This is a genomic window from Luteibacter sp. 9133, assembly GCF_000800155.1.
GTDB classification, from domain to species: Bacteria; Pseudomonadota; Gammaproteobacteria; order Xanthomonadales; family Rhodanobacteraceae; genus Luteibacter; species Luteibacter mycovicinus.
This window is the reverse complement of sequence record NZ_JUHO01000001.1, coordinates 681,748-705,164: the sequence shown is the minus strand read 5'-3', so window position 1 is coordinate 705,164 and position 23,417 is coordinate 681,748. Positions and strand designations below refer to the sequence as shown.

Below are 23,417 nucleotides of genomic sequence, written 5' to 3'. Positions count from 1 at the left end.
CTCGCGGTAAAGTGGGCCCAACCAGGGACGCCGGACCACGAACGTGTCGATCGAAGAAGCGACCACCCCCAGCCGCCACGAGCCACTGACCGCCGAGCGCGCCTACGAGCTCTACTGGGCCGACCTGCTCGGCGACGCGCCCACCTTTTTCTGCGTGGGCCACGCCTGCACCGCCCAGCTGATCTGCGCCTGCCTCGACAAAGCCGAGCAGAACCTGCGCATTCGCCCTTATTTCCGCTCACGGCGCATCGAAGATCACGCGGCGAGCTGCGAAGTCGCCCACCCGGCGAACGAGACGAAAAAAGAAAAACGCCCCGACATCTTCGAGGCCGAACGCCCCGCCGATCATTTCCGCCGCCTCCCCGCCGTTACCGCCCCATCCGCGGAAAGCGCCGCGACCCGTGCAGGAGCCAGCCCCGCCGGCGATACCGCGGCAGCGGGCGCGACGCCCCGTGGCCCACGCCCCGGCGTCACCCCCCGCCCCAGCCACTACTATCGCCTCTCCTCGCTCGTCCAGAAATTCCTCGAGCACCGTCGCGACAAAGACCTCGCCGAGGCCGAAGTGGAGATCGGTGGAGAGACCACCACCTACGAGGCGCTGTTCCGCAACGTCTTTCGCCAGAAAGCCGCCGAGCTGACCGGAACCCGTGCGGTCTGGTGGGGCACGGCATCGCTGCGGGCCACCCGAGAAGGCGGGTACTACCTCCGCTTCTCGCGCCCCTTCCGGCACGACGACCAGGAACTGCGCCCGACCATCACGCTCACCGCGAAGGACATCGACGCCTATCCCGTGCGCAAGCTGCTTCGGGCGCGCCTCGACAAGCTCATCGCCGATGCCGATGGCTATTGCGTGGTCTTCGTCTGGGCGAAGCCCTGGATGCCGAAGGATGCCGAAAAACCGTTCGTCCGCTTCTACGTCAACAATCTCGACCATATCGACGTACGCGGCCCGGAGATTCTCGAGGAACTGAAGAACACCTCCCGGGTCGGTAACGGCTAAGATGCCTCATGGCCCGAAAACGACGCTTCCGCCTCCCCTTCGTGCGACACCCGCACGACGCATCGCATGAATTCGACGACGCCAGTTACGACGGTGGCGTGTCGGGCGGCGCGTACCTGCGACATGTGGTCGTGGTTGCCGCTCTGATAGCCATCGTCGCGGCGATCCTGCGCTGGGCGATGTGACGCGCACTGCACGTATCGGCGGCGGGACACCCTTCGGTCACGAGAGGTAGATACGCCCCTCCGAGGGACGCAACGGACCTTGCCGGATATCGCCATGGGTCGACAGCACGGCGCGGCCGGCGGGCTCGTCGATCGGAAGAACGGCTGGAACCTCCGTGAAGTTCAGGCACACCACGATGCGCTCGTCGCCATCGACTCGCTCATACGCCAGCGCCTGATCGCTGACACCGAGAATGCGGACACTGCCGATGCTCAATGCGCGTGAGGCGCGTCGCATCCACAGCAGCGATCGATACAACGACCAGATCGACGAGGGATCGGCAGCCTCGGTTTCCACATTGCGGCTTGCGACGTCGTCGCCGAGCCGAAGCCATGGTGTGCCGTCGGTAAAACCCGCCCCGGGCGCCGGCGTCCAGCGCATCGGGGTTCGCTGCGGGTCGCGGCCAAGCCCCTTGTCCGGCTCATTGATCTCGAACGGGTCACGGACTTCGGCGCGCGGAATGGCTACGTCACGCATGCCGATCTCGTCGCCGTAATAGAGCGTCGGCGTACCGCGCAGGGTCAGAAGGAGCATCGCCGCGACACGCGCCTGCGCGTCGCCGACGCGCGAAGCGATACGCGGCTTATCGTGATTGCCGAGCACCCAGTTCGGCCAGCCACCGGGAGGCAAGGCCGCTTCGTAACGCTCCACCAGCGACCCGATGGTGCGCGCGTCCCACGCGGCGCCGATCAGCAGAAAATTGAAGGGCAGATTCGCGCCCTGCAACCGGTCGCCGTAGTAGGCGACGATGCGTTCGAGCGGAAGGTACAACTCGCCGATCAGTACGCGGTCGGGAAACTCATCGACGACGGCGCGCATCGCCGCGACCACGTCCATCGTTTCGGGCAGGTCCGCGATATGGGTCGGCAGAAAACGGTTGGCCTCGGAATCGATACCGTCGCGGTAGGCCGGATTGAGCGGATTGTCACGGAATTCGGCGTCCTTCATCACGTGGTAAAGCACGTCGACACGGAAGCCGTCGACACCCCGCCGCAGCCAGAACCGCATCGACTCGAACATGGCCTCGCGCAGCGCGGGGTGTCGCCAGTTGAGATCGGGCTGCTTGTCGAGGAAGAGATGCAGGTAGTACTGGCCCGTGCCTTCATCGAAGGTCCACGCACTGCCGCCGAAGTTCGACAGCCAGTTGTTCGGCGGACCGCCGTCGGGCGCGGGGTCGCGCCAGAGATACCAGTCACGGAACGCGCTGTCGCGCGAACGCCGGCTTTCACGAAACCAGGGATGCTCATCCGAGCTGTGATTGGGTACGAAATCGAGGATGATCTTCAGGCCCAGCGCATGGGCGTCGGCGATGACCGCATCCATCCGTTCGATGTCGCCGAACAGCGGGTCCACGCCGCGGTAATCACTCACGTCGTAGCCGAAATCGGCCATGGGCGAGGGATACATCGGCGAGATCCAGATGGCATCGATACCGAGGTCGGCAAGATAAGGGAGTTTGCCGCGGAGGCCGTCGAGATCGCCGATGCCGTCGCCGTTGGCATCGGCGAACGAGCGGGGGTAGACCTGGTAGATGACGCCGTTGCGCCACCATGAACGATCGGGCATGCGGTTTCCTCGGAGCATCGCTAACAGGGTTGCCTCCCAGCGGGGCGGGAGCGCCGCCAGCAGGCTGGCTGTCGGCGATGGCTGAGCCTCGCCAATCCGTTGTGTAGGAAACGCCTTCACACGTCCCCCCGTACGCTCTCGCGAACCCGAAGCCGCGAGTGCCGTCATGATCAACGACCTCTGGTACAAAAACGCCGTGATCTACTGCCTGTCCGTGGGCAGTTTCCAGGACTCCAACGGCGACGGCATCGGCGACTTTCAGGGTCTGAGCCGGCGACTGGATTACCTGCAGGGGCTGGGCGTCACCGCCGTCTGGCTGATGCCCTTCCAGACCTCGCCGTTGCGCGACGGCGGTTACGACATCGCCGATTATTACAACGTGGATCCGCGCTACGGCACGCTGGGTGACTTCGTCGAGTTCACCCATGCGGCGCGGCAACGCGGCATGCGCGTGCTGATCGATCTCGTGGTGAACCACACCTCGGACAAACACCCGTGGTTTCGCGAGGCCTGCCGCGACCCCTCGTCGAAGTACCGCGACTGGTATGTCTGGTCGAAGACGAAGCCGGCCACCGCGGATGAGGGCATGGTCTTCCCGGGAGTGCAGAAGAGCACCTGGACCTATGACAAGCGCGCGAAGGCCTGGTACTTCCACCGCTTCTACGATTTCCAGCCCGACCTCAACACCGCCAACCCGTATGTACAGGCCGAGATCCTCAAGATCATGGGCTTCTGGACGCAGCTGGGTGTGTCGGGCTTCCGGATGGACGCGGTGCCCTTCGTCATCGCCACCAAAGGCGCCGACGTCAAGAAGCCGAAGGAGCAGTTCGACATGCTGCGTTCCTTCCGCGAACTGCTGCAGTGGCGGCAGGGCGACGCCATCATCCTTGCCGAAGCCAACGTGCTGCCCAAGGACGACCTGGAGTATTTCGGCGACGACGGCGACCGTCTGCAGATGATGTTCAACTTCCAGGTCAACCAGAATCTGTTTTACGCGCTGGCGGCGGCGGATGTGCGCCCCCTGGTCAAGGCGCTGGAAAAAACCAAACCGCGGCCGTCGACCGGTCAGTGGGCGCTGTTCCTGCGCAATCACGACGAGCTCGATCTGGGCCGGTTGACGAAGGCGCAGCAGGCGCGGGTCTTCGCCGAGTTCGGTCCCGACAAGGACATGCAGCTTTACGACCGCGGCATCCGCCGACGCCTGGCGCCGATGCTGCGCAACGACCGTCGCCGGCTCGAGCTCGCTTACTCGCTGATGCTCACGCTGCCCGGCACGCCGGTCATCCGCTACGGCGACGAGATCGGCATGGGCGACGATCTTTCGTTGCCCGAGCGCGAGTGCGCGCGCACGCCGATGCAATGGTCGACGGAACGGTTTGCCGGGTTCACCGACGCGAAGCGTGCCGTCGGCAAGGTCATCAGCGACGGGCCCTTCGGCTACCCGCACGTCAATGTCGCCGAACAGCGCCGCGACCCCGGCTCCCTGCTCAACTGGATGGAACGCGTCATCCGCATGCGCAAGGAGGTGCTGGAGGTGTCATGGGGTGACTTCGAAGTCATGCCTCTGGACGACGACGCGATCCTGATGATCCGTTACACATGGCGGGGCAACAGCGTGATGTTCCTGCACAACCTGTCGGACGCGCCGTGCGAGGCGGTGTTCCCGCTGGACGATCGCCTGACCAACCTGCTGTCGGACGATCACAGCGAGCAGGACCCGAACGGCCGCCATCGGATCCTGCTCGAGCCATACGGTTACCGGTGGTTCCGCGAGGGCGGACTGGGCTACATCCTCAAGCGCAAGGAAGTCGACGGCGTCTGAAAATCACCGGCGCGCTTATGAAAAATGAAGGGCTACCTCTAATGGGGGTAGGGAGGCGGTCCTTGCGTGCGCAATCCTTGGGTGGCCATCCGATATTGAAGGGGATCGGCCATGTACCGCGCCGAATCTGTCACCGCCAGCTGTCGTCCACGTACCGCCACGATCATTGTGGATCCGGTGCGCCGTTCGGCTGCCCTCGAACATCGTGGCGCGTCGGCGGCACACGGACGCGTCGACGATCTGCGCAACCGCGACCAGCTGACCGAGATCCATATCGACGCCGTCGACGGGCAGGATGACGATCTGCTGCTCATCTACCGCCCCACCCGCCCGGCCGATACCGAAAACGGGGGAGCGATCCTGTTCCGCCGCCACACCGATGGAGCGATACCCCACGGTCACCCGCCCGCGGTGCGCACGCTCGCGCAGGTACTGTTCGACGGGCTCCGTGCCGAGGCGCCGAACGCTCCTCTGCTGGCGCATGTCGCCCTGGCGTTGCGCGCCATTCTGCCCTGCGCCGGCCCGCGAGCCGAAGCGGGCGCCGCGCGCGGCGGCCTGGCCGGCTGGCAGGAACGTCGCGCCACCGCTTTCATGGAAGAGCGCCTCGACCAGTCGTTCCCGGTGTCCGCCGTCGCCGACGCCTGCGGGCTTTCGGTCAATCATTTTTCGCGCGCCTTCCGCCGGAGCCTGGGCAAGCCGCCCCATCGCTGGCTGCTGGACCGCCGTATCGACCGCGCGCGGGAGTTGCTCCGGGCGACCGCCATGTCGCTGGCCGACATCGCTCTGGCCTGTGGCTTCGCCGAGCAGAGCCACTTCACCCGGGTGTTCACCCGGACGGTAGGCATGCCACCGGGCGCGTGGCGCCGGAACGTCGACTGACTCCGCGCCGCCGCCGGACGGAATCGACAAACACATGCGGTTTCAGTCAATCCATGGCGTCATTCCATGAGTATCCTTGCGCCGGGCAGAAGGCAGGACACTTCATCATGACCGTGCGATCCATCCGCCCATGAGCGGCCGCAACGACACGCCCACCGCCGTGGATCTGGGGCGGCACCTGATGCTGGCCGGCTCCCGGCTTCGCGACGCCGTGGGCCGGCGCGCCCAGCGCGAGTTCGGCATCACGGCATTGCAGAGCGACATGCTGCTGTTGATGGCCACGCGCGGCAGCATGATCTCCACCGAACTGGCGGGCGCCTGCGGGGTCAACGCCAGTACCGTCACCCATGCCGTGGACGCCTGCATCGAGCGCGGCCTGCTGCGGCGCGACCGCAACGAGGCCGACCGTCGGCTGGTCAACATCGTGCTGACCGTGGCGGGCAAGCGCATGGCGGAGCGGGTTCGTGCCCTGATCGCCGACCTCGCCCGCACGGCGCTGGAGGGCGTCGGTCATCCGGATCTGGCTGTCCTGGCCGAAAGCCTGGCTCAGGTGATCAAAAACCTGGAACGTCCGTTCTGAGTCGTCAGCGCCTGACGCCCGCCCAGACCAGGTGCAGGCCGAAGGCGGTGAAGATCGCGCCCGCACCGCCGTCGATCCAGCGGCCGGCCCGCACGTAGGCCCGGCGCATGGCGGGCATCGCGAAGATCGCCGCCACCAGCCCGAACCACAGCACGGTCTCGGCCGTCACCATCGCCCATAGGCCCCACCGCGCCGCGCCACTCATGCCATCGCCCACGAAGGCGGAGAAGATCGACGCGAAGTACACAGCCGCCTTGGGGTTGGCCAGATTGGTCGCCAGGCCGCGCATCAGGGCCCGCCCGGCGCTGGAGCCACGGACATCGACCACGGGCACAGCGGCGTCGGAGGGTGCCTTCCACGACGCGCGCAGCATCTGCAGTCCCATCCAGCACAGATAAGCGCCGCCGAGAATGGCGATTCCCCGTTCCAGCCACGCCAGCCGGTGCAGGAGCAGCTGCAGGCCGAGCAAGGCCAGCGCGGCCCACACCGCCACCCCAAGGGCGATGCCGATCACACCGGCAAAGGCCTCACGCCGCGAACGACTGGCGGCGAGCTGGGAGACGAAGAAAAAATCGGGCCCCGGCGTGATCAGGGCGACGATCTGCACGATCGCGATGGTGAGAAACAGATTCATGCCTCCGAGATTACCCGTCTTCACCCCAATTTCGCACTGTACCTTGCCCCACGAGACCACCTCCCGTAACCTCGCGTTTTTACGAGCGGTCACGGGGCTACCCCCGGCCTTCATAGGGGTAAGTCGCGATGCTGGGTCTGTTCGGCCACGTTTTGTTTGGCCTGTTCGGGTTGGCGGTGCTCATCGGCATCGCTTTTTGCTTTTCGAATAACAAGCGTGTGGTCGACTGGAAGCTGGTCGCCACCGGCGTCGCCCTGCAGATCGCCTTCGCCGCCATCGTGCTCAAGGTGCCGCTGGGTCGCGACGTGTTCGACGCGATCGCCACGGGCTTCGTGCATCTGCTGGATTACGTCGACGTCGGCTCGCGCTTCATCTTCGGCAGCCTGCTGGACAGCTCAAAGTTCGGCGTGATCTTCGCCGTCAAGGTGCTGCCGACCATCGTCTTCTTCGCCGCCCTCACCGGCATCCTGTACCACATCGGCGTGATGCAGCAGATCGTCAAGGGCATGGCCTGGGTGATCACCAAGGTGATGCGCGTGTCCGGCGCCGAGACAACCAGCGTCTGCGCCAGCGTGTTCATCGGCCAGACCGAAGCCCCGCTGACCATCAAGCCGTACATCGAGCGGATGACCCAGGCGGAGCTGATGACCGTCATGATCGGCGGCATGGCGCACATCGCCGGCTCCGTCATGGCCGCCTACGTGGCGATGCTCGGCGGCGACGATCCGGCGCAGCGCATGTTCTATGCGAAGCATCTGCTGACCGCCAGCGTGATGGCCGCCCCGGCCACCATGGTGCTGGCCAAGATCCTGGTCCCCGAGACCCAGGAGCCGCTCACCCGCGGCACGGTCAAGATCGACGTCGAGAAAACCACCGCGAACGTCATCGACGCGGCGGCCACCGGCGCGGGCGACGGCCTCAAGCTGGCCATGAACGTCGGCGCCATGCTGCTCGCCTTCATCGCCCTGATCGCCCTGGTCAACGGCCCGGTGCAGTGGCTCGGCACGGTCGGCGGCGACCACAGCCTCAACACCTGGCTGACCGTTCACAGCGGCCACGAGATCAAGCTCAGCCTCGAGACCATCTTCGGCTGGGTGCTCTCCCCGGTCGCCTGGCTGATCGGCGTGCCCTGGCAGGACGCGACCCTGGTCGGCAGCTTCATCGGCCAGAAGGTGGTCATCAACGAATTCGTGGCCTATGCGGATCTGGCGAAGCATCTGCCGGACCTGCTGCCGGAGAGCCGCCTCATCGCGACGTACGCGCTCTGCGGTTTCGCCAACTTCTCGTCCATCGCCATTCAGATCGGCGGCATCGGCGGCCTCGCCCCGAACCGTCGCGGCGACCTTGCCCGCCTCGGCCTGCGCGCCGTGCTGGGTGGTTCCATCGCCACGTTCATGACGGCGACCATCGCCGGCGTGCTCGAGCGATTCTGAGGCGTGTCGTCGGTACGCTTGCTCGTTGTCGGCGGTTACAGCGAGGAAGAGCGCTGGCAGACGCCAGCCCTTCCCCGCTCTGGCGAGCCCGCCTATGCCGACAGCTTCGAGCGTCGTCCGGGCGGCAAGGCCTTTCACCAGGCGGTCGCCGCTTCGCAGGCCGGTGTGTCGACGGGACTGATCGCCGCCATTGGTGACGACGTCATCGATCCCTCGGGGCTTCCGCCGCTGGTGGATGCGCGCTGGCAGTCGACGACCGGTGTGCGCACAGGGCGAACGGCGCTCATTGTCGATGCGAAAGGCCAGACCTTGTCCGCGCTGTCGTCGGGCGCCAATGACCATCTGTCGATGGCGTTCGTCGCGGCGCAGAAGGATCTGTTCGAAGGCGCGAAGATCCTGCTGGCTTCGACCGAAGCCAATATCGACACCATTGCCGCGACGCTGGACCTCGCGGGCGAGCACCGGCTCATCCGTATTCTCGATCCGGGCCCGCTGCCGCCGGGTCTGTCGGTACGCGAGTTCGCCAGCACCGATATCCTTCTGCTGAGCCTGCATGAATTCGCGCGGTGCTGCGGACGGTTTCTGTCGATCGACATCACCGCGAGTGCGGTGACCGGCATGGACGACACGACGATCAACGCCCTCGCCCGGCGCCTTTGCGCGGGCACCGTGGTGGTGTCGCTGGACAAGAGCTGCCTGGTGTCGCACGGCAGCGATCGTTATGGCGATCAGGCGGATCTTTACCGCGTGCCGATCTGTGGCACCGGGGATGCGTTCAAGGGAACGCTGGCGGCACGGCTGGTGGATGCGCCGTGTTTTCGGGATGCGTTGATGGCCGCCTGCGCGGCTTAGGCTTGCTGCAGAGAAGCCCCTAGGTACTCATCCGAAAGGATGTTGTCGTCCGAAGGAACCTCGCGTGCGGATGCCGCACAAATCGCCTCGAACTCTCGCATCCTTACATCGTCAATAAGACCAGCCTTATGGAAGGCCAGCATGTCTTTACGTGCGGATTCGATGATCTTGCTTGTCACAGCGAACCTCCAGTAGTGAACCTTCCTTAAGAGCCTGCGCGACCGCTTTCGTCGACATGGATAAAACGGTGTAACCGAGACACTGAAGCGCCCTCTTCTCCGAAGACGTGACGTTCGGCACATCGCTCTTCAGGAAGCCATGCAGGAAAACGTATCGCGAACCCATCTGTGCTGCCAACAGCGTGCGGTAGCCACCACGCTTTCCACCACCTTCGCGAGCGATACGCTTTTTATAAAGCGCGCCGCCCAGATCGGCGTCCACCAAGCCGCGCTCCATCTCGCCGATGGCCTGACACAGAGCTGCGTCGTCGAGATGATGACGCCTTTGCCAACGTGCGAAGTCCCTTCGCTTGAGGACATTCATCCTTAGGGAGTTCCTGAAGTTTACCCATCACGGGCACGCTTCTCCACCCTAACGACCTCGCTCGTGGCTGCTCAGCCGTCAACGTCGCGGTGAGGCGTGGGTATCCACGTATATGCTTGTCATACAACCGATGGTCATTGTCGGATGGCCAAAATGCTCCTATCCGGAACACAAAAAAACCCGCCGGTCTCTCGACCGGCGGGTCCGCCCCTCAGCTGAGGATCAACCGTTTTTCTTGAGCCACGCTTCCACGGCCGGGATGCGCTGCGTCAGTACCTGATTGCGATAACGGACACCGGCGATCGCCGTGTCGGTGTCGCGGCGCGAGCTGGCGGCGATGCTCTTGTCCGCGAACGCCTTGATCCTGTCGGCCAGAGCGAGGTCGGACGAGCCAGCGGTCAGCATCGGGTAGAAACGCGTTGCCGACGTGGAATCGACGAGCTTGTCCACGGCATCCTTGTGCGCCACGGCGAAGTCGAACGCGAGTTCCGGATGCCGACGCGAGACGCCGGAGATGAGTGCCGCGCTGTTGGTCTGACCGGCTTCGCCGGTGAGGGCGAGGTCGAGCGCGCGCTGCGCCAGCGCGTCGTCGACGGGGTCGGCCAGCAGGCCATACAGGCGATCTTTCACCAGCGGGGATTTCTCCGCCTTCGCCTGTTCGTGCAGCTTGTCCCACGTCGCGGCGTCCGCGTTGGTCGCGACCACGGCAAGGATGGTCTTGCGCAACTCGGGCGGGATCTCGTTCGTCTCGTAGCGACGGCGCGCCTCGGCGATCACCTTCGCATCGCCCAGGTTGCCCAGGCTGCCGATCAGGTGAGCGCGGAGGTTGGCGACGGGCGCCTCTTCACCCGCCTTCGCCTCCCAGCCGACCTGAGCCAGCTTGGGCGAGAGCCGCGCGCTGGCGAACCTGCGCAGGGCGGCACGGCCCCTGGCGTTGTTCTTGAAGTAGCTGTCCAGCGAGGTGAAGTCGGTGGCGATGTCGTCCCAGAGGAAGGGCGAGGCATCCAGCGGCGTCGCCTTGATCAGGTCGAGCACGTCGGACGCTGGCTGAAGGCCAGCCATGCCGAGTGCCCACACATCGGAGGCGATGCCCAGCTGGTCGATGGGATCCAGCTTCGTAAACGCGTTCTTCAGGGCCGTGAACTGCGCCGGTGCATACAAGGTACGGAAGTAAGCGGTCTGACCCGCATTGACCAGGACCGGACCGCAACCGGCGACCGTGACGGAGTCCGAACCGTTCTCGAGCAAGGTCGTGGACGGTGCGCCGCCGACGGTCTTCGCGATCACAGGCACATGCCAGAGCAGCGGCTTCTTGTCGGGCCGGTCACGGGTGAACTCGCCCTGCGAGAGTTTGAGCGTGGTCGAACCCGCGGCGCACGATACGGACTCGACACGCACGAGCGGAATACCCGGTTGCAACGTGAAGTCATGCGCGATCGTGCTGACCGGCTTGCCGGCCGCGGCGTCGATCTCTTTCCAGAGGTCATCCGACACCGTGTTCTGGTACGCATGTGCCTTGATATAGGACTGCACGCCCTTCTGCCACGTGTCGGCACCGACGTAGGCTTCGAGCATGCGAATCACCGATTCACCCTTGGAATACGTGATCGAATCGAAGGCCTGGCTGGCCTGTTCGACCGTGTCGATCTTCTGCACGACCGGATGCGTGGTGGCGATCGCATCGCGACCCATCGCCTGTTCGCGGATCGAAATGGCGTCGAGGTTCGTGTGCCACTCCGGGTGCAGACGCGCCGTGGTACGCGACGCCATCCACGACGCGAAGCCTTCGTTGAGCCACAGGTCGTCCCACCAGTTCATCGTGACGAGATCACCGAACCACTGGTGAGCCATCTCGTGAGCGGCGGTGTTGAACACTTCTTCCTTGTCGGCCTGCGTGGAGATCGACGGGTCGAGCAGCAGCGCATATTCGAACGTGTAGATCGCACCCCAGTTCTCCATCGCCCCGAAGAACTGGCTCTGGCCGGGCGACGCGATATTGTCGAGCTTCGGCAGCGGATACGGCACGCCGAAATACCCGTTGTATTCGTGCAGAACGGCCTTGGCCGAGTCGAGCGTGAACTGCGCCTGCGAGGTCAGGCCTTTCTGCGTGATCACACCGATCTCGACACCGTCGCTCATCGTGGTGGCGCGATCGAACTCGCCCAGTCCGAAGAACAGCAGGTACGTCGACATTTTCGGCGTCTGCGCGAAGGTCACCTTCTTCAGGCCGTTGCCGACGTCTTTGCTCGTGGCGACCGGCATGTTGTTGACCGCCATGTCGGCCGACGGCACCGTGGCCGTGAGCGTAAAGGTGGCCTTGTACGCCGGCTCATCCCACGAAGGAATGAAGCGACGGGCATCGGAGTTCTCGAACTGCGTGTAGAGCGCGCGCTTCTTGCCCGACGTCCGGGTGTCGTAATCGATCGCGAAGAGACCGTTGGGCTGCGTACCGATCTTTCCCGTGTAATCCATCGACAGCGTATAGCTGCCGGCCGGTACGGCGTGGTCGAAGGTAAAGGTCGCGGTCTGCGCATCGGCATTGATGGCGACCTTCGGCGCGGCGAACGTCACCTTGCCCTTGACCGGCGCCAGGGTGACGTTGGCGAACGCCATGTCCACCGCGTTGAGCGTGATCGACGTGGTGGGCTCGAGCACGTCGACCGTGATGGCGACCTTGCCGTCGAAGGCGAGCTTGTCGGCATGCGGCACCACGGCTACATCGTAGTGCGACGGGCGCACGCTGCGGGGCAGCTGGGTGGTGGCGAGATGGCTGCTGTCGGCGGCTGGGGCGGCCGCGACGACGACGGAGAAACCGGCGAGCGCGAAGGCGATCGCGCTGACGAGGGGAGTGCGCATGCGGGGGAGACCCTGGATTCGGTCCGCCGATGGTGGGCGCGTGTCGGTGCGGGGAGAAGCGCCGGAAGTCATGGACGCGGAAAATAGACGCCCAGGCCTTTCACCCGACGCCGGTCACCAGAACTGCCACCACTGCCGTTTTTCCAGTTTACGCAGCGCCTTGAGGTGACCGCGGGCCGCCGCCTTGCGATACCACGCCCGGGCGATGGCCAGGTTGGCGGGCACGGCGTCGCCGTGCTCGTGAAGTACCCCGAGCTCGAACTGGGCATCCGCGTGGCCCGCGTTCGCCGCCGACCGGTACAACCGTACCATCTCGTCCGGATTGCGCTCGACGCCGCGCCCTCCCTCGACCATGCGGGCCAACGCGAACTGCGCGCCCGTGTGACCGCGCTCCGCCGCGAGCGTCAGCCAGCGCACGGCTTCGGTATCGTTGCGTGCCACACCGTCGCCCGCCGCCAGTCGCTGGCCGAGCAGGAACTGCGACGCTGCATCGTGTGAACCTGCCGATGCCGGCCGCGCGCCGCCCGCGTCCTGCACGACCGCACGGCGATCGTCGGAGGCGATCAGCTCATCGAGCAGACGCCTGGCTTCGCCATCGCCCTGCTCCGCCGCCTTACCCAGCCACAGACGCGCCTGTTCACGATCGCTGTCCAGATCGCTGGTCTCGAGGTAGATCTTGCCGAGCTCGAACTGCGCATTGGCACTGCCCAGTTCAGCCGCACGGCGGTACTGGCGTGCGCCCATGACCGGGTCGCGCGCCACGCCGATGCCGTCGCGGAGCATGTGGGCGACGCTGCACAGCGCATCCGCGTAGCCGACCGCGCCGGGCTGGCCGCGTTCGACCGCCTTGCTGTAGTACGTGAAGGCGAGTTCGGCGTCGCGCGGCACGCCGCGGCCAAAGTAATGGGACACGCCAAGATTCACACAGGCCTGGACATGGCCCTGGTCGGCGGCAAGCCCCCACCAGCGGAGGGATTCCGCCCGGTCGACGTTCACACCCTGCCCGCGCGCATACAGGGAACCCAGCGCGCACTGGGCGTCGGCGAAACCGGCTTCGGCCGCGCGGCGGTACCAGCCGGCCGCCTCGAACGGATCACGCGATACCCCCAGGCCGTCGGCGTAATGCGCGGCAAGCCGGCACTGGCTCTCCTGGTGCCCCTGCTCGGCGGCACGCCGGAACCAGTGCGCCGCGCGCTTCGCGTCCGGCGTCACATGCGCCGTTCCCTCAACGTAAGCGTTGGCCACACGAAATTGCGCCTGCGCATCGCCAAGCTGGGCGTCTTTTTCCATCCGGCCGAATCGCTGCAGCGCGTCCATCTCGGCGGCATAACGCCGGTCGCCGAGCAGCGAGCCACCTTTTGCTTCCGACATCCCGTTTCCCCTGCAAACGCCTGTCGATCGTGGGCGCATGATAGGGGAACGGGAGGTCCGGGGGTATCCGCGTTTTTGGCAGTCGGCTTACGGGTTGCCCGCGCCACCGGAGGCACCCACGATCTGTCCGGTTTCGTAGGTCGCTTCGGACGATGCGAGCTGGACGTAGATGGGCGCGATTTCGGCAGGCTGGCCGGGACGACCCATAGGCGTATCCGCACCGAATTTCTTCAGATTCTCTTCGGTCTGGCCGCCCGACACCTGCAGCGGCGTCCAGAACGGGCCCGGCGCGACGCCGTTCACACGGATGCCCTTCTTGATCAGCTGCTTCGCCAGCGCCTTCGTAAAAATCATGATTCCGCCCTTGGTGGTGGCGTAATCGAGCAGGTTGGCCGAGGGGCTGTACGCGTTGACCGAGGTCGTATTGACGATGGCGGCACCCGGCGGCAGATGCGGCACGGCGGCCTTGGTGATCCAGAACAACGCGTAGAGATTGGTCTTCATCGTCCAGTCGAAATACTCGGTGGAGATGTCCAGAATGGAATCGAAGCTGTGCTGGCGTCCCGCGTTATTCACCAGGATATCCAGGCCGCCGAGGCCATCGACGGCTTTCTGCACGAGCTGCTTGCACCAGTTTTCATCGCGGATGTCGCCGGGAAGGGCTACGCCCTTGCGTCCCGCCTTGCGGATCAGGTCGATGACTTCTTTCGCATCCGCCTCTTCATCCGGCAGGTAGCTGATGGCGACGTCGGCGCCTTCACGAGCGTACGCGATCGCGACGGCACGGCCGATGCCGGAATCGCCGCCTGTGATCAGCGCCTTACGGCCGGCAAGCCGACCGCTGCCCTTGTAGCTGGTTTCGCCGTGATCGGGCCGGGGATTCATTTTGCCGGCAAGGCCGGGCCACGGCTGATTCTGTGCCGCAAAGGGTGGTTTCGGAAAACCCTCGCGGGGGTCCACCAGCCCGCGTGTGCCACCCACCCCCGTAGCCGTCGCACCGACGGCGGCAAAGGTGGGGCCGGCAAAAGCGGCGGCGGCCGCACCGAGTGACGCTGTCTGGACGATGCGACGCCGTGACGCGGAAAAGTCGTCGGTCATGGAAGGTCTCCTGAATAAAGAGATGCTGAACGCCTCAGCATCCGCATCTCCAGTCGACGAACCGTCGTTGTCGCGCGAACGCGGGGCAACGACCCCTGCTTCAGTCAAGCATGTTTCGCACACGCTCCAGCAGGCCATCGATCTCGAAGGGCTTGGTGATCATGTCCATGCCGGGACCGAGGAAACCCGTGCGCTCGGCGGCGCTTTCCGCATAGCCCGTCATGAACAGCACCGGCAGCGTCGGCCGCCAGGCCCGGCCGACATCGGCGAGCTCCCGCCCGTCCATGCCGGGCATGCCGATGTCGGTCAGCAGAAGGTCGATATCGTCGTCTCCGCGGAGGATGCGCAGTGCCTCGCCCGTATCTTCCGTGGCAACACAGACGTAGCCGGCCTCAGTGAGGATCTCCAGGGCCATCATGCGCACCGACTCGGTGTCCTCGACGATCAGGACGCGCTCGCCGTTGCCGCCCGCCAGGGGACCGCGGTGCGGCGTCGGCGTGACGACCTCGCCCTCGCCGACCGGCAGGAGCAGGGACACGTCCGTGCCTTCCCCGACGACGCTGCTGATCCGCGCATGGCCGCCGGACTGGCGCGCGAAGCCGTAAATCATCGACAGACCCAGGCCCGTACCCTGCCCCACCGGCTTGGTGGTGAAGAACGGTTCGAAGACCTTATCCAGGATGGACGGCTCGATACCCGACCCGTTGTCCGAGACCGTCAGCATCACGTAGTCGCCGCTGGGCAGCTCGGCGTCGCCGCTCACATGAGTGAGTCGCGTCGACACACGGACCGTGCCTCCGCCGGGCATGGCATCGCGCGCGTTGATCACCAGATTGATCACCGCGTTCTCGAGCTGGTTGGCATCCACGCTGGCGATCACCGGCGTGGATGAGAGGAACAGGTCCAGCGTCACGTGCTCACCGATGGTCCGGCGCAACATGTCTTCGAGCGACAGGATGCGCTCGTTGACGTCGGTGGAGCGCGTGTTGAGTGGCTGCTGACGCGCGAAGGCAAGCAGGCGATGCGTCAGTGCGGCCGCGCGACGGGCGGAGCCCAGTGCGGCGTCGGCGAATCGTTGCACGCCTTCCGGCTTGCCGGATTCGACCTGGCGGTTGATCAGGTCGATACCCGTGATGATGCTGGTCAGCAGATTGTTGAAGTCATGCGCGATGCCGCCGGTGAGCTTGCCGAGCGCGTCCATTTTCTGCGCCTGCACCAGCTGTGACTCGGTACGTTCGCGCTCGGCGATCTCCAGCGCCAGCTGCATCGTCGCGGTGTCGATCTGTTCGAGCTGCTCGCGCTCGCGCCGGCGCTGTTCGGTGACGTCGTCGACGAAGACCAGACCGGTGTCGTCGCGGTGCGGGGTCATCCGCCACTCGGTTTCGCGGATGCCCGTGCGGGATTTCATGCACAGCACGCCGCGCCAGCGATGCTTGTCGGCGACGTGCAGGCGCATCTGCGCCAGCAGCTCATCCTGGCCCACGTCGAAGCAGCCATCGAGCTGGTCCGTTCCGCCGGCCTCACCGACGAGGCGACGGAACGCCTCGTTGGACTCGACGACGGACAGGCTGGCATCCACGACGGCGATGGGCGCGGCGATGCTGGTGAATATCTCGCGGAAGCGGGCCTCGGACTCGCGCAGCGCCAGTTCGGTGTCGCGCACGCGTACGAGCGTGCGGATCGTCGCCAGCAGGACATCGGGGTCGACCGGATGCACGAGATACGCATCCGCGCCGTTTTCCAGGCCGGTGATCATGTCGCCCGTTTCGATCGACGCCGCGGACACGTGCACGACTGGAAGCAACAGCGTTTCGGGTGTATCGCGCAGCTTGCGCACGATATCGAAACCGCTCATGTCGGGCAGGTTCACGTCGAGCACGAGGCAGGCGATGTCGTTGCCCGCGATCATCGCGAGACCTTCGGTCCCCGTCCCTGCCTCGAGCACGGTGTAGCCGTGCCGTTCGACGGTGCGCCGCATCGCGTAGCGCGTGGGGGCGTTGTCGTCGACGATCAGGATGCGGTTATTGCGCGGCATCGAGCGCCTCCGTCGGCAACTTCAGGGGCAACACGACGTGGAACACGGAACCGACACCGGGCGTGCTCTCCAGGCCGACTTCCCCGCCCAGCAGATGGGCGAACTGACGGCACAGCGACAGGCCGAGACCGGAGCCGCGAACGCGCTTCTGCAGCGGCGAGTCGATCTGGGTGAAGTCCTCGAACAGGATGCCTTGCAGGTCTTCGGGGATACCGATGCCGGTGTCGCTGACGGCGAAGCGGACGAAGTTACCCTCTTCCATTTTCGCCGTGACGCGCACTTCCCCGCGCGGCGTGAACTTGAGCGCGTTGGAGACGAAATTGCGCAGAATCTGAGCCAGCTTCTTGTCGTCGGTGTAGAGCTTCGGCATGCCCTCGGGCGCATCGAAGATGAGGTCGGCATCCGTCGCATCGACGATAGGACGGAACATGCCACGCAACGCGGTGAACAGGTCCATCAGTTCGAACCATGCCGGCGAGATGGTGATCCGGCCAGCCTCGATCTTCGCGAGGTCGAGCAGGTCGTCGACCATATCGCTGAGCTCGCGCGCCGCACCGCTGACGAAGCCCAGCTGCTTATGCTGTTCATCCGTGAGTGGGCCGTCGAGTTCGTCGTCCAGCAGACGCGTCATGCTCAGGATGGAACCGAGCGGTGTACGGAACTCGTGGCTCATGTACGACAGGAACCGGCTTTTCAGCTCCGAGGCCTGGCGCAACTGCTCCGCCTGGGAGTCGAGCTCCGCGTACAACGCGAGCACACCCTGGTTGGTTTCTTCCAGCTCGGCCCGCAGCGCGTCATTTTCGGCGCGCAGGCGTTCGATCTCTTCGGGATCGCTCATGCCGTGGCCTCCAGTCGTATCGCAAAGACGGTTGCATCATCGCGACCACGACAGAAATCCCGGTGAAGGAGCGCCGCGATCACCGCCGGGTGGCGAGTGCCGAGGCCGGGATAATCCTTCAGGGACCAGCGCGACTGCAGACCGTCGCTGTGCATGATCAACAGGCGGCCGGCCACGTCGGGGAAATCGAACGCCTGCGCCCGACGCGCCTGCACGCCCACGATGCCCGGATGCGAGGCGAGCCCGCGCGAACCGTCCAGCGTATGCAGCCCGGCGGAAATATTGCCGATACCGGTGTAGCGAAGGATTTCGCTCCTGCGGTCGAACCGTGCGACCGCCACCGCACCGCCACGGCCGCCGTGCATCGCCGTGTCCAGCAAGACCATCAGGCTCACGGGTTCCTCGAACGGCGTCGCTCGCCAGGCGTCGATGCACGCGCGCGCGGCCTCGTGCGCCGCGACGCCGTGGCCGAGCCCATCGACCATCACGATCTCCGCGGCGTCGGCGTTGAGTGCCATGCCCCAGCCATCGCCGGAGACCGGCTCGCTGTGCAGGGCATGGTGACTCGCACCAAAGCGGATGTCCGCGCGTGTGAAGCCCTTCGGATACATGCGCGCCAGCACGACCGACCCTCGCGCGTCGGCGTACATGTCCATGATATCGGCCTGACGCTTCACCGCGCCCAGGCCCTCACCACGTGTCCCCCCCGTGGAAAAACCGTCGGGCAGGCAGTCGGCCAGATTGAAGCCGGGGCCGCGATCGACCGCGATGATCTCGACACCCCGGGTATCGATCCCGGGGACGGTGGCCACGTGAATCTCGCCACCACGGGCGTGCTTAAGCACGTTGGTGGCCAGTTCCGTGGCGATCAGGGCGACCCGTCCCGCGTCAGTGGCATCGAAACCGGCCTGCGTGGCGATCTGTTGTGCGACACGCCTCGCCTGGCCGATCTGGCTGGTCTCCTCCACCGGTACGACGTCGGTCAGGCCACCATCGAAGGTCAGGTCCATTTGCAGATCATCACCCGGGTGCCGACGCCCGGCGTGCTCTCCACCGAAAAATCGTCGACCAGACGCTTCGCGCCCGTGAGGCCGAGACCCAGGCCACCGCCGGAGGTCCACCCATCGGTCATGGCCAGTTTGAGATCGGGGATGCCGGGGCCTTCGTCGCGAAAGACCAGACGCAGGCCCTTGCGACGTTCTTCCTCCAGGATCTCCCAGTCCATGTCGCCGCCACCGCCGTAGATCACGGCATTGCGAGCGAGCTCGCTGGCCGCCGTGATCAGCTTGGTCTGGTCGACAAGACGCAGGCCGCACTCAACCGCCAGCTTACGGGCGGTCTGTCGCGCCAGGACCACGTCCTGCTCGATGCGGACGGCTTGCGACCCGCTCTTGAGTACGCTCATTGGTCGTGCACGCGTTCGCGTAGCAGCTTCATGCCGCGCTCGACGTCCAGCGCCGTGCTGATCCCGGGAAGCGTGAGGCCGAGTTCGACGAGGGTGATGGCGACCGCCGGCTGCATGCCGACGAGCACGGTTTCGGCATCCATGATCCTGGACAGGCCGGAGATCGTCCCGATCATGCGGCCGATGAAGGAGTCGACGATATCCAGTCCGGAGATGTCGATCAGGACGCCACGCGCCGACGTGCGGCTGATCCGCTCGGACAGATCGTCCTGCAGCGTCAGCGCCAGCTGGTCATGCATGTCGACCTGGATGGTGACGAGCAGGAACTCGCCCATGCGCAGGATAGGAATGCGGTCCATGGCGTCAGTCGGCCCTGGAGACCGTGATACCCGAGCGCTTCAGCGCCAGCGCCAGCGCATCGGCGAGGTTGGCCTTGGTCACGATGCCCTGCAGGTCGAGGCCCAGGTGCACGATGGTCTGCGCGATCTGGGGACGCACGCCGCTGATGATGGCATCGGCGCCCATGAGACGGATCGCCGTGACCGTCTTGAGCAGGTGCTGCGCCACCAGCGTATCCACCGTGGGCACACCGGTAATGTCGATGATGGCGATTTCCGAGCCGGTCTCGACAATACGCTGGAGCAGCGATTCCATGACGACCTGCGTACGCTGCGAGTCCAGCGTGCCGATCATCGGCAGGGCCAGCACGCCTTCCCAGAGCTTCACCACCGGGGTGGAAAGTTCGAGCAGTTCTTCCTGCTGACGGGCGATGACCTCTTCGCGGGACTTCTGGAAGGCACGGATCGTGTGCATGCCGAGCGAGTCGAGCAACTCCGAAATCGCCCAGAGCTGCTGTGCCAGCTCGACCGGCTCGGACGCATAGACGGTCTGCAGCAGGTCGAACAGGGGACGCTTCAGCGAGAAGATGAAGCTGGCCGTGGCCTGAGAATCGAAACCCTGCTGGGCGCGGCTGCGCGAGAGCTTTTCGAGAAAGGCACGCGTTTCGGACCACTCCTGATTGGCGATGCTCCCCTCACCGGCGTTGGCACCCCCGACCAGCAGACGGAGGAAGTCGCGGGTCTGGCCGTCGAACTCGACCTGGTTGATGCGGGCGTCCCGTGACGCGCCACTGGTCTCGAGGTTGGCCTGCCAGGTGGCCAGCAGCTGGGCCTCGTGCGTGCGAATGGCTTCTATGGTGCGCTGGCTCAGTGCGGTCATGGTGATCCCCCTTAAAAGTCATATGATGCGTGCCCGTCGGGCGCAATGGAATAGCACCCACCGGACGACTTTCATTGACATCGGGTTCACGTCGGAACCGGTATCTGCCTCGCTGTTAACTCCTTCAAAAGTACCGTCCCATGACCACTGACCCGAAGCTTGTCGTCCTGCTCGTCGAGGACGATGACGCCATCCGCGAACTCACGGCGATGATCCTCGAGGGGGATTACGAGGTGCACACCGCGCGCAACGGTGACGAAGCCGAGGCCTGGCTGAAGACGGGCAAGGCCAACCTGCTGTTCACCGACGTGCGCATGCCCGGCACGGTGTCGGGTCAGGAACTCGCCACGCGCCACAGCGACATGCCGATTCTGGTCACGTCCGGCGAGGCGAAAGAGCAGCATGAATGGGTTCGCGAGCCCATGGGATACCTCCCCAAGCCGTACGACCGCAAGAGCCTCCTCGCCGCCGTGCAGAGGCTGGCCGCCTGAGTCGCTGCCGTCGGTCAGCCGCGGTCGATCACCCGCGAAATCCTGCTGTCGCGGAAGCTGAATTCCGAGGTGCCCTGCATCTCGATGATGGTGCCCGCGCCCGGCCCGTCGGGGATGTCCTCGGCGATCTCGCCGTGGAAATCGATCTTCGCCACCACGACCTCGCCCTCGTCGCGTAGCTCGACCAGAGTCTGCGCCCGCGAGGCGAACAGTGCGGCGCCGACGCGGGCGAGCTTTTCGAAGTCGGCTTTGCCATCCGTCGCCACGGCCAGCTCACCCGCCGCATGGTGCTCGAAGCGCACGTCATCGGTGAGGGTCACCAGCATGCCTTCGACATCGAAGCGGTTGTAGGCATCGATATAGGCCTCGATCAGGGCCTGGTGATAATCGGCGGTCATGGCATGGCTCCCTGGGTGGCGTCGGGCGCGTGGCGTTCGCGCAGAAAGTCGATGAAGACGCGCAGCTTCCGCGGCATGTGCATTCGACTGGGATAGTACACATGGAACGCCTCGAACGTGGGCCAGTAGTCTTCCAGCACAGGGACCAGACGGCCCGCGTCGAGGTCTTCCCGCACCAGTGGCTCGAAATGGCAGCCGATGCCGACACCGGCCCGCGCCGCGCTGAGCAGCACATCGCCATCGTTGCTGATGAGGGCGGGTGTGGTCTCGACCTCGACGATACGGCCGTCCTGCTCGAAGTCCCAGAGCATCACGCTGCGTTCGTTCGCTAGGCGGATGGACACGCATCGATGATCGAGCAGGTCCGCGGGCGTGCGTGGCAGGCCGTGCCGCGCGACGTAGCCGGGCGAGGCGAAGGTCGCGATGCGCTGCGGACCGCCGATCGGTACCGCCACCATGTCCTTCGCGAGGCTCTCGCCGATACGAAAGCCCGCGTCGAAACCGCCGTCGATCAGGTCGAGGAAGGTGTTATCGCAATGCAGGTCGACGATCACCTCCGGGTAGGCGGCCGTGAAGGCAGCCAGATGCGGCAGGACAATGACATCCGCCACGACACGCGCGAGGTTGATACGCAACAGGCCGGCGGGCGATTCACGCAACTCGGTGACCGTGTCCATCGCGTGTGACAGGACATCCAGCCCGGGACGGGCATCGTCGAGGAAACGCTGACCGATCTCGGTGACGCCGACCCGGCGCGTCGTACGGTCCAGCAGACGCACGCCGAGGCGTCGCTCCAGATTCCGCATCGATTGCGACAAGGCCGAGGGCGACACGCCCAGCTCGGCGGCCGCCCGGGTGAAACTCGCGTGGTGCGCCACGCGCGCGAAGGCGGCGATGGCGGGCAGCAGGTCGGACGACATCGGGCACCCCCCATTGTGAAGCCGGACTTCATAGCCTATGGCGAGCAACCCCATTTATCCAGCGGAATCGGGCGCCTATGGTTTCAGCCTCTTTCCCGTTCCTGGAGTGGACCATGAGCAAGCGACTGAACGACTACCTCACCCTCGGCCGCTCCGGCCTGCGCGTCAGCCCGGTCTCGCTGGGCACGATGACCTTCGGCGACGACTGGGGCTGGGGCGCCGCCGAAGCGGAATCGCGCCGCATGCTGGACATCTATATGGAGCGCGGCGGTAATTTCATCGACACCGCCAATTTCTACACGGGCGGTACGTCGGAGACCTTGCTCGGCAGGTTCCTCGCCGGCCGCCGCGACAACGCCGTGATCGCGACGAAGTATTCGCTCAACACCGAGCCGGGCCATCCGAACGCCGGCGGCAACCACCGCCGCAACATGGTCCGCGCGGTGGAAGCGAGCCTGCGCCGTCTCGATACCGACTACATCGACCTCTATTACCTGCATGTCTGGGACGGGCTGGCACCGATCGAGGAGATCATGCGCGGCTTCGACGACCTCGTCACCGCGGGAAAGATCGTTTACGCCGGCATTTCCGACACACCGGCATGGCAGGTCGCGCGCATGCAGACGCTGGCCGATCTGCGCGGCTGGGCGCCACTGGTGGCCTTGCAGATCGAGCACAGTCTGATCGAGCGCACCGTCGAACACGATCTCCTGCCGATGGCGCAGGAGCTGGGTCTCGGCGTGCTCGCCTGGTCGCCGCTGGGCATGGGCATGCTCACCGGCAAGTACACGCGCGAAGACATCGAGAAGCATAAGGGGGCGGATGTATGGAGCGGTACGCGCTCTGCCGTCGTGTCGGGGATGGGCGGTTTGACCGAGCGCAACTTCGACATTGTCGACGTGCTCAGGCAGGTTGCCGGCGAGCTTGGGTATTCACTGGCGCAGACAGCGATCGCCTGGCTTCTGGCGAAGCACATGCCGACGGTGATTCCGATCCTCGGTGCACGCACGGCGGAGCAGTTCGAAGAAAACCTGGCGGCCCTGGAGGTGACGTTTACGGATGCGCAGTTGCGCCGACTGGATGAGGCGAGTGCGGTCACACCCATTTTTCCGCACTCGTTCCTGCCGCGGGTGATGCCTCAGGTGCTGGGTGGGGCGAGCGTGGTGAGACCTCGCTGAGCCCACGTCGCCGGAACGCACTGAGAATCCTTGCCGGATAGGGGCCACCCCCGTATGTTCACCGCTTCCGTCCCG

23 protein-coding genes and 1 pseudogene are annotated in these 23,417 nt (G+C 65.3%); 9 read left to right on the top strand and 15 right to left on the bottom strand.

Translation table 11 applies throughout. From position 1 onward, the window contains the following. Positions 1–43 precede the first annotated feature (43 nt). Positions 44–1,000 (top strand): hypothetical protein, encoded by a 957-nt coding sequence (locus FA87_RS02835; protein WP_043692252.1) that lies wholly within the window; start codon positions 44–46, stop codon positions 998–1,000. Positions 1,001–1,008: 8 nt separating this feature from the next. After that, positions 1,009–1,185 (top strand): hypothetical protein, encoded by a 177-nt coding sequence (locus tag FA87_RS20630; protein ID WP_156128485.1) that lies wholly within the window; start codon positions 1,009–1,011, stop codon positions 1,183–1,185. 37 nt (positions 1,186–1,222) lie between these two features. On the opposite strand, the gene FA87_RS02830 is transcribed toward FA87_RS20630, so the two are convergent. Then, positions 1,223–2,791 carry an alpha-amylase family glycosyl hydrolase gene (locus tag FA87_RS02830; RefSeq protein ID WP_043692249.1) on the bottom strand — a complete coding sequence of 523 codons (1,569 nt, stop codon included), beginning with the start codon at positions 2,789–2,791 and terminating at the stop codon, positions 1,223–1,225. Positions 2,792–2,957: 166 nt separating this feature from the next. Here FA87_RS02830 and FA87_RS02825 point away from each other — a divergent pair, with 166 nt between their 5' ends. From FA87_RS02825 to FA87_RS19665, 3 genes are all read left to right on the top strand, one after another. Further along, complete coding sequence (locus tag FA87_RS02825) at positions 2,958–4,613, top strand: alpha-amylase family protein (protein WP_043692246.1); 1,656 nt, start codon at positions 2,958–2,960, stop codon at positions 4,611–4,613. Between the two features lie 111 nt (positions 4,614–4,724). Next, a complete protein-coding gene (locus FA87_RS19670) occupies positions 4,725–5,492 on the top strand; it encodes an AraC family transcriptional regulator (RefSeq protein WP_052191109.1) in 768 nt (255 codons plus the stop codon). A 130-nt stretch (positions 5,493–5,622) separates the two neighbouring features. Then, a complete protein-coding gene (locus FA87_RS19665) occupies positions 5,623–6,072 on the top strand; it encodes a MarR family transcriptional regulator (RefSeq protein ID WP_052191108.1) in 450 nt (149 codons plus the stop codon). 4 nt (positions 6,073–6,076) lie between these two features. Here FA87_RS19665 and FA87_RS02810 read toward each other — a convergent pair whose 3' ends face one another. Then, positions 6,077–6,706: a LysE family transporter gene (locus FA87_RS02810; RefSeq protein WP_043692243.1), complete on the bottom strand. Its 630-nt coding sequence runs from the start codon at positions 6,704–6,706 to the stop codon at positions 6,077–6,079. Between the two features lie 128 nt (positions 6,707–6,834). Here FA87_RS02810 and FA87_RS02805 point away from each other — a divergent pair, with 128 nt between their 5' ends. Together FA87_RS02805 and FA87_RS02800 are read left to right on the top strand one after the other, a co-directional pair. Continuing rightward, positions 6,835–8,139, top strand: coding sequence for a nucleoside transporter C-terminal domain-containing protein (locus FA87_RS02805; protein ID WP_036116018.1), 1,305 nt, complete (start codon positions 6,835–6,837; stop codon positions 8,137–8,139). Between the two features lie 3 nt (positions 8,140–8,142). Next, complete coding sequence (locus FA87_RS02800; protein ID WP_043692241.1) at positions 8,143–8,991, top strand: PfkB family carbohydrate kinase; 849 nt, start codon at positions 8,143–8,145, stop codon at positions 8,989–8,991. Positions 8,992–9,068: 77 nt separating this feature from the next. Here the strand turns inward: FA87_RS02800 and FA87_RS21355 are convergent. The 11 genes and pseudogenes from FA87_RS21355 to FA87_RS02750 all read right to left on the bottom strand — a co-directional run. Beyond that, a pseudogene (locus tag FA87_RS21355) lies at positions 9,069–9,170 on the bottom strand (transcriptional regulator); the annotation flags it as partial. After that, positions 9,139–9,534, bottom strand: coding sequence for a type II toxin-antitoxin system RelE/ParE family toxin (locus FA87_RS02795; RefSeq protein WP_043692238.1), 396 nt, complete (start codon positions 9,532–9,534; stop codon positions 9,139–9,141). The pseudogene FA87_RS21355 and the gene FA87_RS02795, both read right to left, overlap by 32 nt. A 222-nt stretch (positions 9,535–9,756) precedes the next feature. Then, the gene (locus tag FA87_RS02790) at positions 9,757–12,390 is read right to left on the bottom strand and encodes a M1 family metallopeptidase (RefSeq protein ID WP_043692235.1); all 2,634 of its coding nucleotides are present in this window, start codon (positions 12,388–12,390) and stop codon (positions 9,757–9,759) included. Positions 12,391–12,504: 114 nt separating this feature from the next. Next, positions 12,505–13,761 (bottom strand): SEL1-like repeat protein, encoded by a 1,257-nt coding sequence (locus FA87_RS02785; protein WP_051943989.1) that lies wholly within the window; start codon positions 13,759–13,761, stop codon positions 12,505–12,507. An 87-nt stretch (positions 13,762–13,848) separates the two neighbouring features. Then, positions 13,849–14,859, bottom strand: a complete 1,011-nt coding sequence (locus FA87_RS02780; protein WP_043692233.1) for an SDR family oxidoreductase — start codon at positions 14,857–14,859, stop codon at positions 13,849–13,851. A gap of 100 nt (positions 14,860–14,959) precedes the next feature. Then, entirely contained in the window at positions 14,960–16,894 is a 1,935-nt protein-coding gene (locus FA87_RS02775; RefSeq protein WP_043692230.1) for a response regulator, read from the bottom strand. Beyond that, a complete protein-coding gene (locus FA87_RS02770; protein ID WP_043692228.1) occupies positions 16,881–17,732 on the bottom strand; it encodes an ATP-binding protein in 852 nt (283 codons plus the stop codon). The genes FA87_RS02775 and FA87_RS02770 overlap by 14 nt, the downstream gene beginning before the upstream one ends. Continuing rightward, the gene (locus FA87_RS02765; RefSeq protein ID WP_043692225.1) at positions 17,729–18,742 is read right to left on the bottom strand and encodes an ATP-binding protein; all 1,014 of its coding nucleotides are present in this window, start codon (positions 18,740–18,742) and stop codon (positions 17,729–17,731) included. The genes FA87_RS02770 and FA87_RS02765 overlap by 4 nt, the downstream gene beginning before the upstream one ends. Beyond that, positions 18,733–19,137, bottom strand: a complete 405-nt coding sequence (locus FA87_RS02760; RefSeq protein ID WP_036116037.1) for an anti-sigma regulatory factor — start codon at positions 19,135–19,137, stop codon at positions 18,733–18,735. The genes FA87_RS02765 and FA87_RS02760 overlap by 10 nt, the downstream gene beginning before the upstream one ends. Then, entirely contained in the window at positions 19,134–19,496 is a 363-nt protein-coding gene (locus FA87_RS02755; protein WP_036116042.1) for an STAS domain-containing protein, read from the bottom strand. The genes FA87_RS02760 and FA87_RS02755 overlap by 4 nt, the downstream gene beginning before the upstream one ends. A gap of 4 nt (positions 19,497–19,500) precedes the next feature. After that, positions 19,501–20,355: an STAS domain-containing protein gene (locus FA87_RS02750; RefSeq protein ID WP_036116045.1), complete on the bottom strand. Its 855-nt coding sequence runs from the start codon at positions 20,353–20,355 to the stop codon at positions 19,501–19,503. Positions 20,356–20,495: 140 nt separating this feature from the next. On the opposite strand from FA87_RS02750, the gene FA87_RS02745 reads away from it, so the two are divergent. Beyond that, positions 20,496–20,846 carry a response regulator gene (locus FA87_RS02745; protein ID WP_036116048.1) on the top strand — a complete coding sequence of 117 codons (351 nt, stop codon included), beginning with the start codon at positions 20,496–20,498 and terminating at the stop codon, positions 20,844–20,846. 14 nt (positions 20,847–20,860) lie between these two features. Here the strand turns inward: FA87_RS02745 and FA87_RS02740 are convergent, their stop codons facing one another. Further along, positions 20,861–21,244 (bottom strand): nuclear transport factor 2 family protein, encoded by a 384-nt coding sequence (locus tag FA87_RS02740; protein WP_043692221.1) that lies wholly within the window; start codon positions 21,242–21,244, stop codon positions 20,861–20,863. Continuing rightward, a complete protein-coding gene (locus FA87_RS02735; RefSeq protein ID WP_043692218.1) occupies positions 21,241–22,164 on the bottom strand; it encodes a LysR family transcriptional regulator in 924 nt (307 codons plus the stop codon). Before FA87_RS02735 ends, FA87_RS02740 begins: the two co-directional genes overlap by 4 nt. Before the next feature lie 113 nt (positions 22,165–22,277). Here FA87_RS02735 and FA87_RS02730 point away from each other — a divergent pair, with 113 nt between their 5' ends. Beyond that, positions 22,278–23,342 carry an aldo/keto reductase gene (locus tag FA87_RS02730; RefSeq protein WP_043692214.1) on the top strand — a complete coding sequence of 355 codons (1,065 nt, stop codon included), beginning with the start codon at positions 22,278–22,280 and terminating at the stop codon, positions 23,340–23,342. Positions 23,343–23,417: the final 75 nt, after the last annotated feature.

Coding starts and splice junctions, on each gene's coding strand:
- FA87_RS02825 (WP_043692246.1), top strand. CDS start 2,958: ATGATCAACGACCTCTGGTACAAAAACGCCGTGATCTACTGCCTGTCC.
- FA87_RS02805 (WP_036116018.1), top strand. CDS start 6,835: ATGCTGGGTCTGTTCGGCCACGTTTTGTTTGGCCTGTTCGGGTTGGCG.
- FA87_RS02810 (WP_043692243.1), bottom strand. CDS start 6,706: ATGAATCTGTTTCTCACCATCGCGATCGTGCAGATCGTCGCCCTGATC.
- FA87_RS02765 (WP_043692225.1), bottom strand. CDS start 18,742: ATGGACCTGACCTTCGATGGTGGCCTGACCGACGTCGTACCGGTGGAG.
- FA87_RS02785 (WP_051943989.1), bottom strand. CDS start 13,761: ATGTCGGAAGCAAAAGGTGGCTCGCTGCTCGGCGACCGGCGTTATGCC.
- FA87_RS02730 (WP_043692214.1), top strand. CDS start 22,278: ATGAGCAAGCGACTGAACGACTACCTCACCCTCGGCCGCTCCGGCCTG.
- FA87_RS02760 (WP_036116037.1), bottom strand. CDS start 19,137: ATGAGCGTACTCAAGAGCGGGTCGCAAGCCGTCCGCATCGAGCAGGAC.
- FA87_RS20630 (WP_156128485.1), top strand. CDS start 1,009: ATGGCCCGAAAACGACGCTTCCGCCTCCCCTTCGTGCGACACCCGCAC.
- FA87_RS02750 (WP_036116045.1), bottom strand. CDS start 20,355: ATGACCGCACTGAGCCAGCGCACCATAGAAGCCATTCGCACGCACGAG.
- FA87_RS19665 (WP_052191108.1), top strand. CDS start 5,623: ATGAGCGGCCGCAACGACACGCCCACCGCCGTGGATCTGGGGCGGCAC.
- FA87_RS02770 (WP_043692228.1), bottom strand. CDS start 17,732: ATGAGCGATCCCGAAGAGATCGAACGCCTGCGCGCCGAAAATGACGCG.
- FA87_RS02790 (WP_043692235.1), bottom strand. CDS start 12,390: ATGCGCACTCCCCTCGTCAGCGCGATCGCCTTCGCGCTCGCCGGTTTC.
- FA87_RS02775 (WP_043692230.1), bottom strand. CDS start 16,894: ATGCCGCGCAATAACCGCATCCTGATCGTCGACGACAACGCCCCCACG.
- FA87_RS02795 (WP_043692238.1), bottom strand. CDS start 9,534: ATGAATGTCCTCAAGCGAAGGGACTTCGCACGTTGGCAAAGGCGTCAT.
- FA87_RS02735 (WP_043692218.1), bottom strand. CDS start 22,164: ATGTCGTCCGACCTGCTGCCCGCCATCGCCGCCTTCGCGCGCGTGGCG.
- FA87_RS02745 (WP_036116048.1), top strand. CDS start 20,496: ATGACCACTGACCCGAAGCTTGTCGTCCTGCTCGTCGAGGACGATGAC.
- FA87_RS19670 (WP_052191109.1), top strand. CDS start 4,725: ATGTACCGCGCCGAATCTGTCACCGCCAGCTGTCGTCCACGTACCGCC.
- FA87_RS02780 (WP_043692233.1), bottom strand. CDS start 14,859: ATGACCGACGACTTTTCCGCGTCACGGCGTCGCATCGTCCAGACAGCG.
- FA87_RS02830 (WP_043692249.1), bottom strand. CDS start 2,791: ATGCCCGATCGTTCATGGTGGCGCAACGGCGTCATCTACCAGGTCTAC.
- FA87_RS02740 (WP_043692221.1), bottom strand. CDS start 21,244: ATGACCGCCGATTATCACCAGGCCCTGATCGAGGCCTATATCGATGCC.
- FA87_RS02755 (WP_036116042.1), bottom strand. CDS start 19,496: ATGGACCGCATTCCTATCCTGCGCATGGGCGAGTTCCTGCTCGTCACC.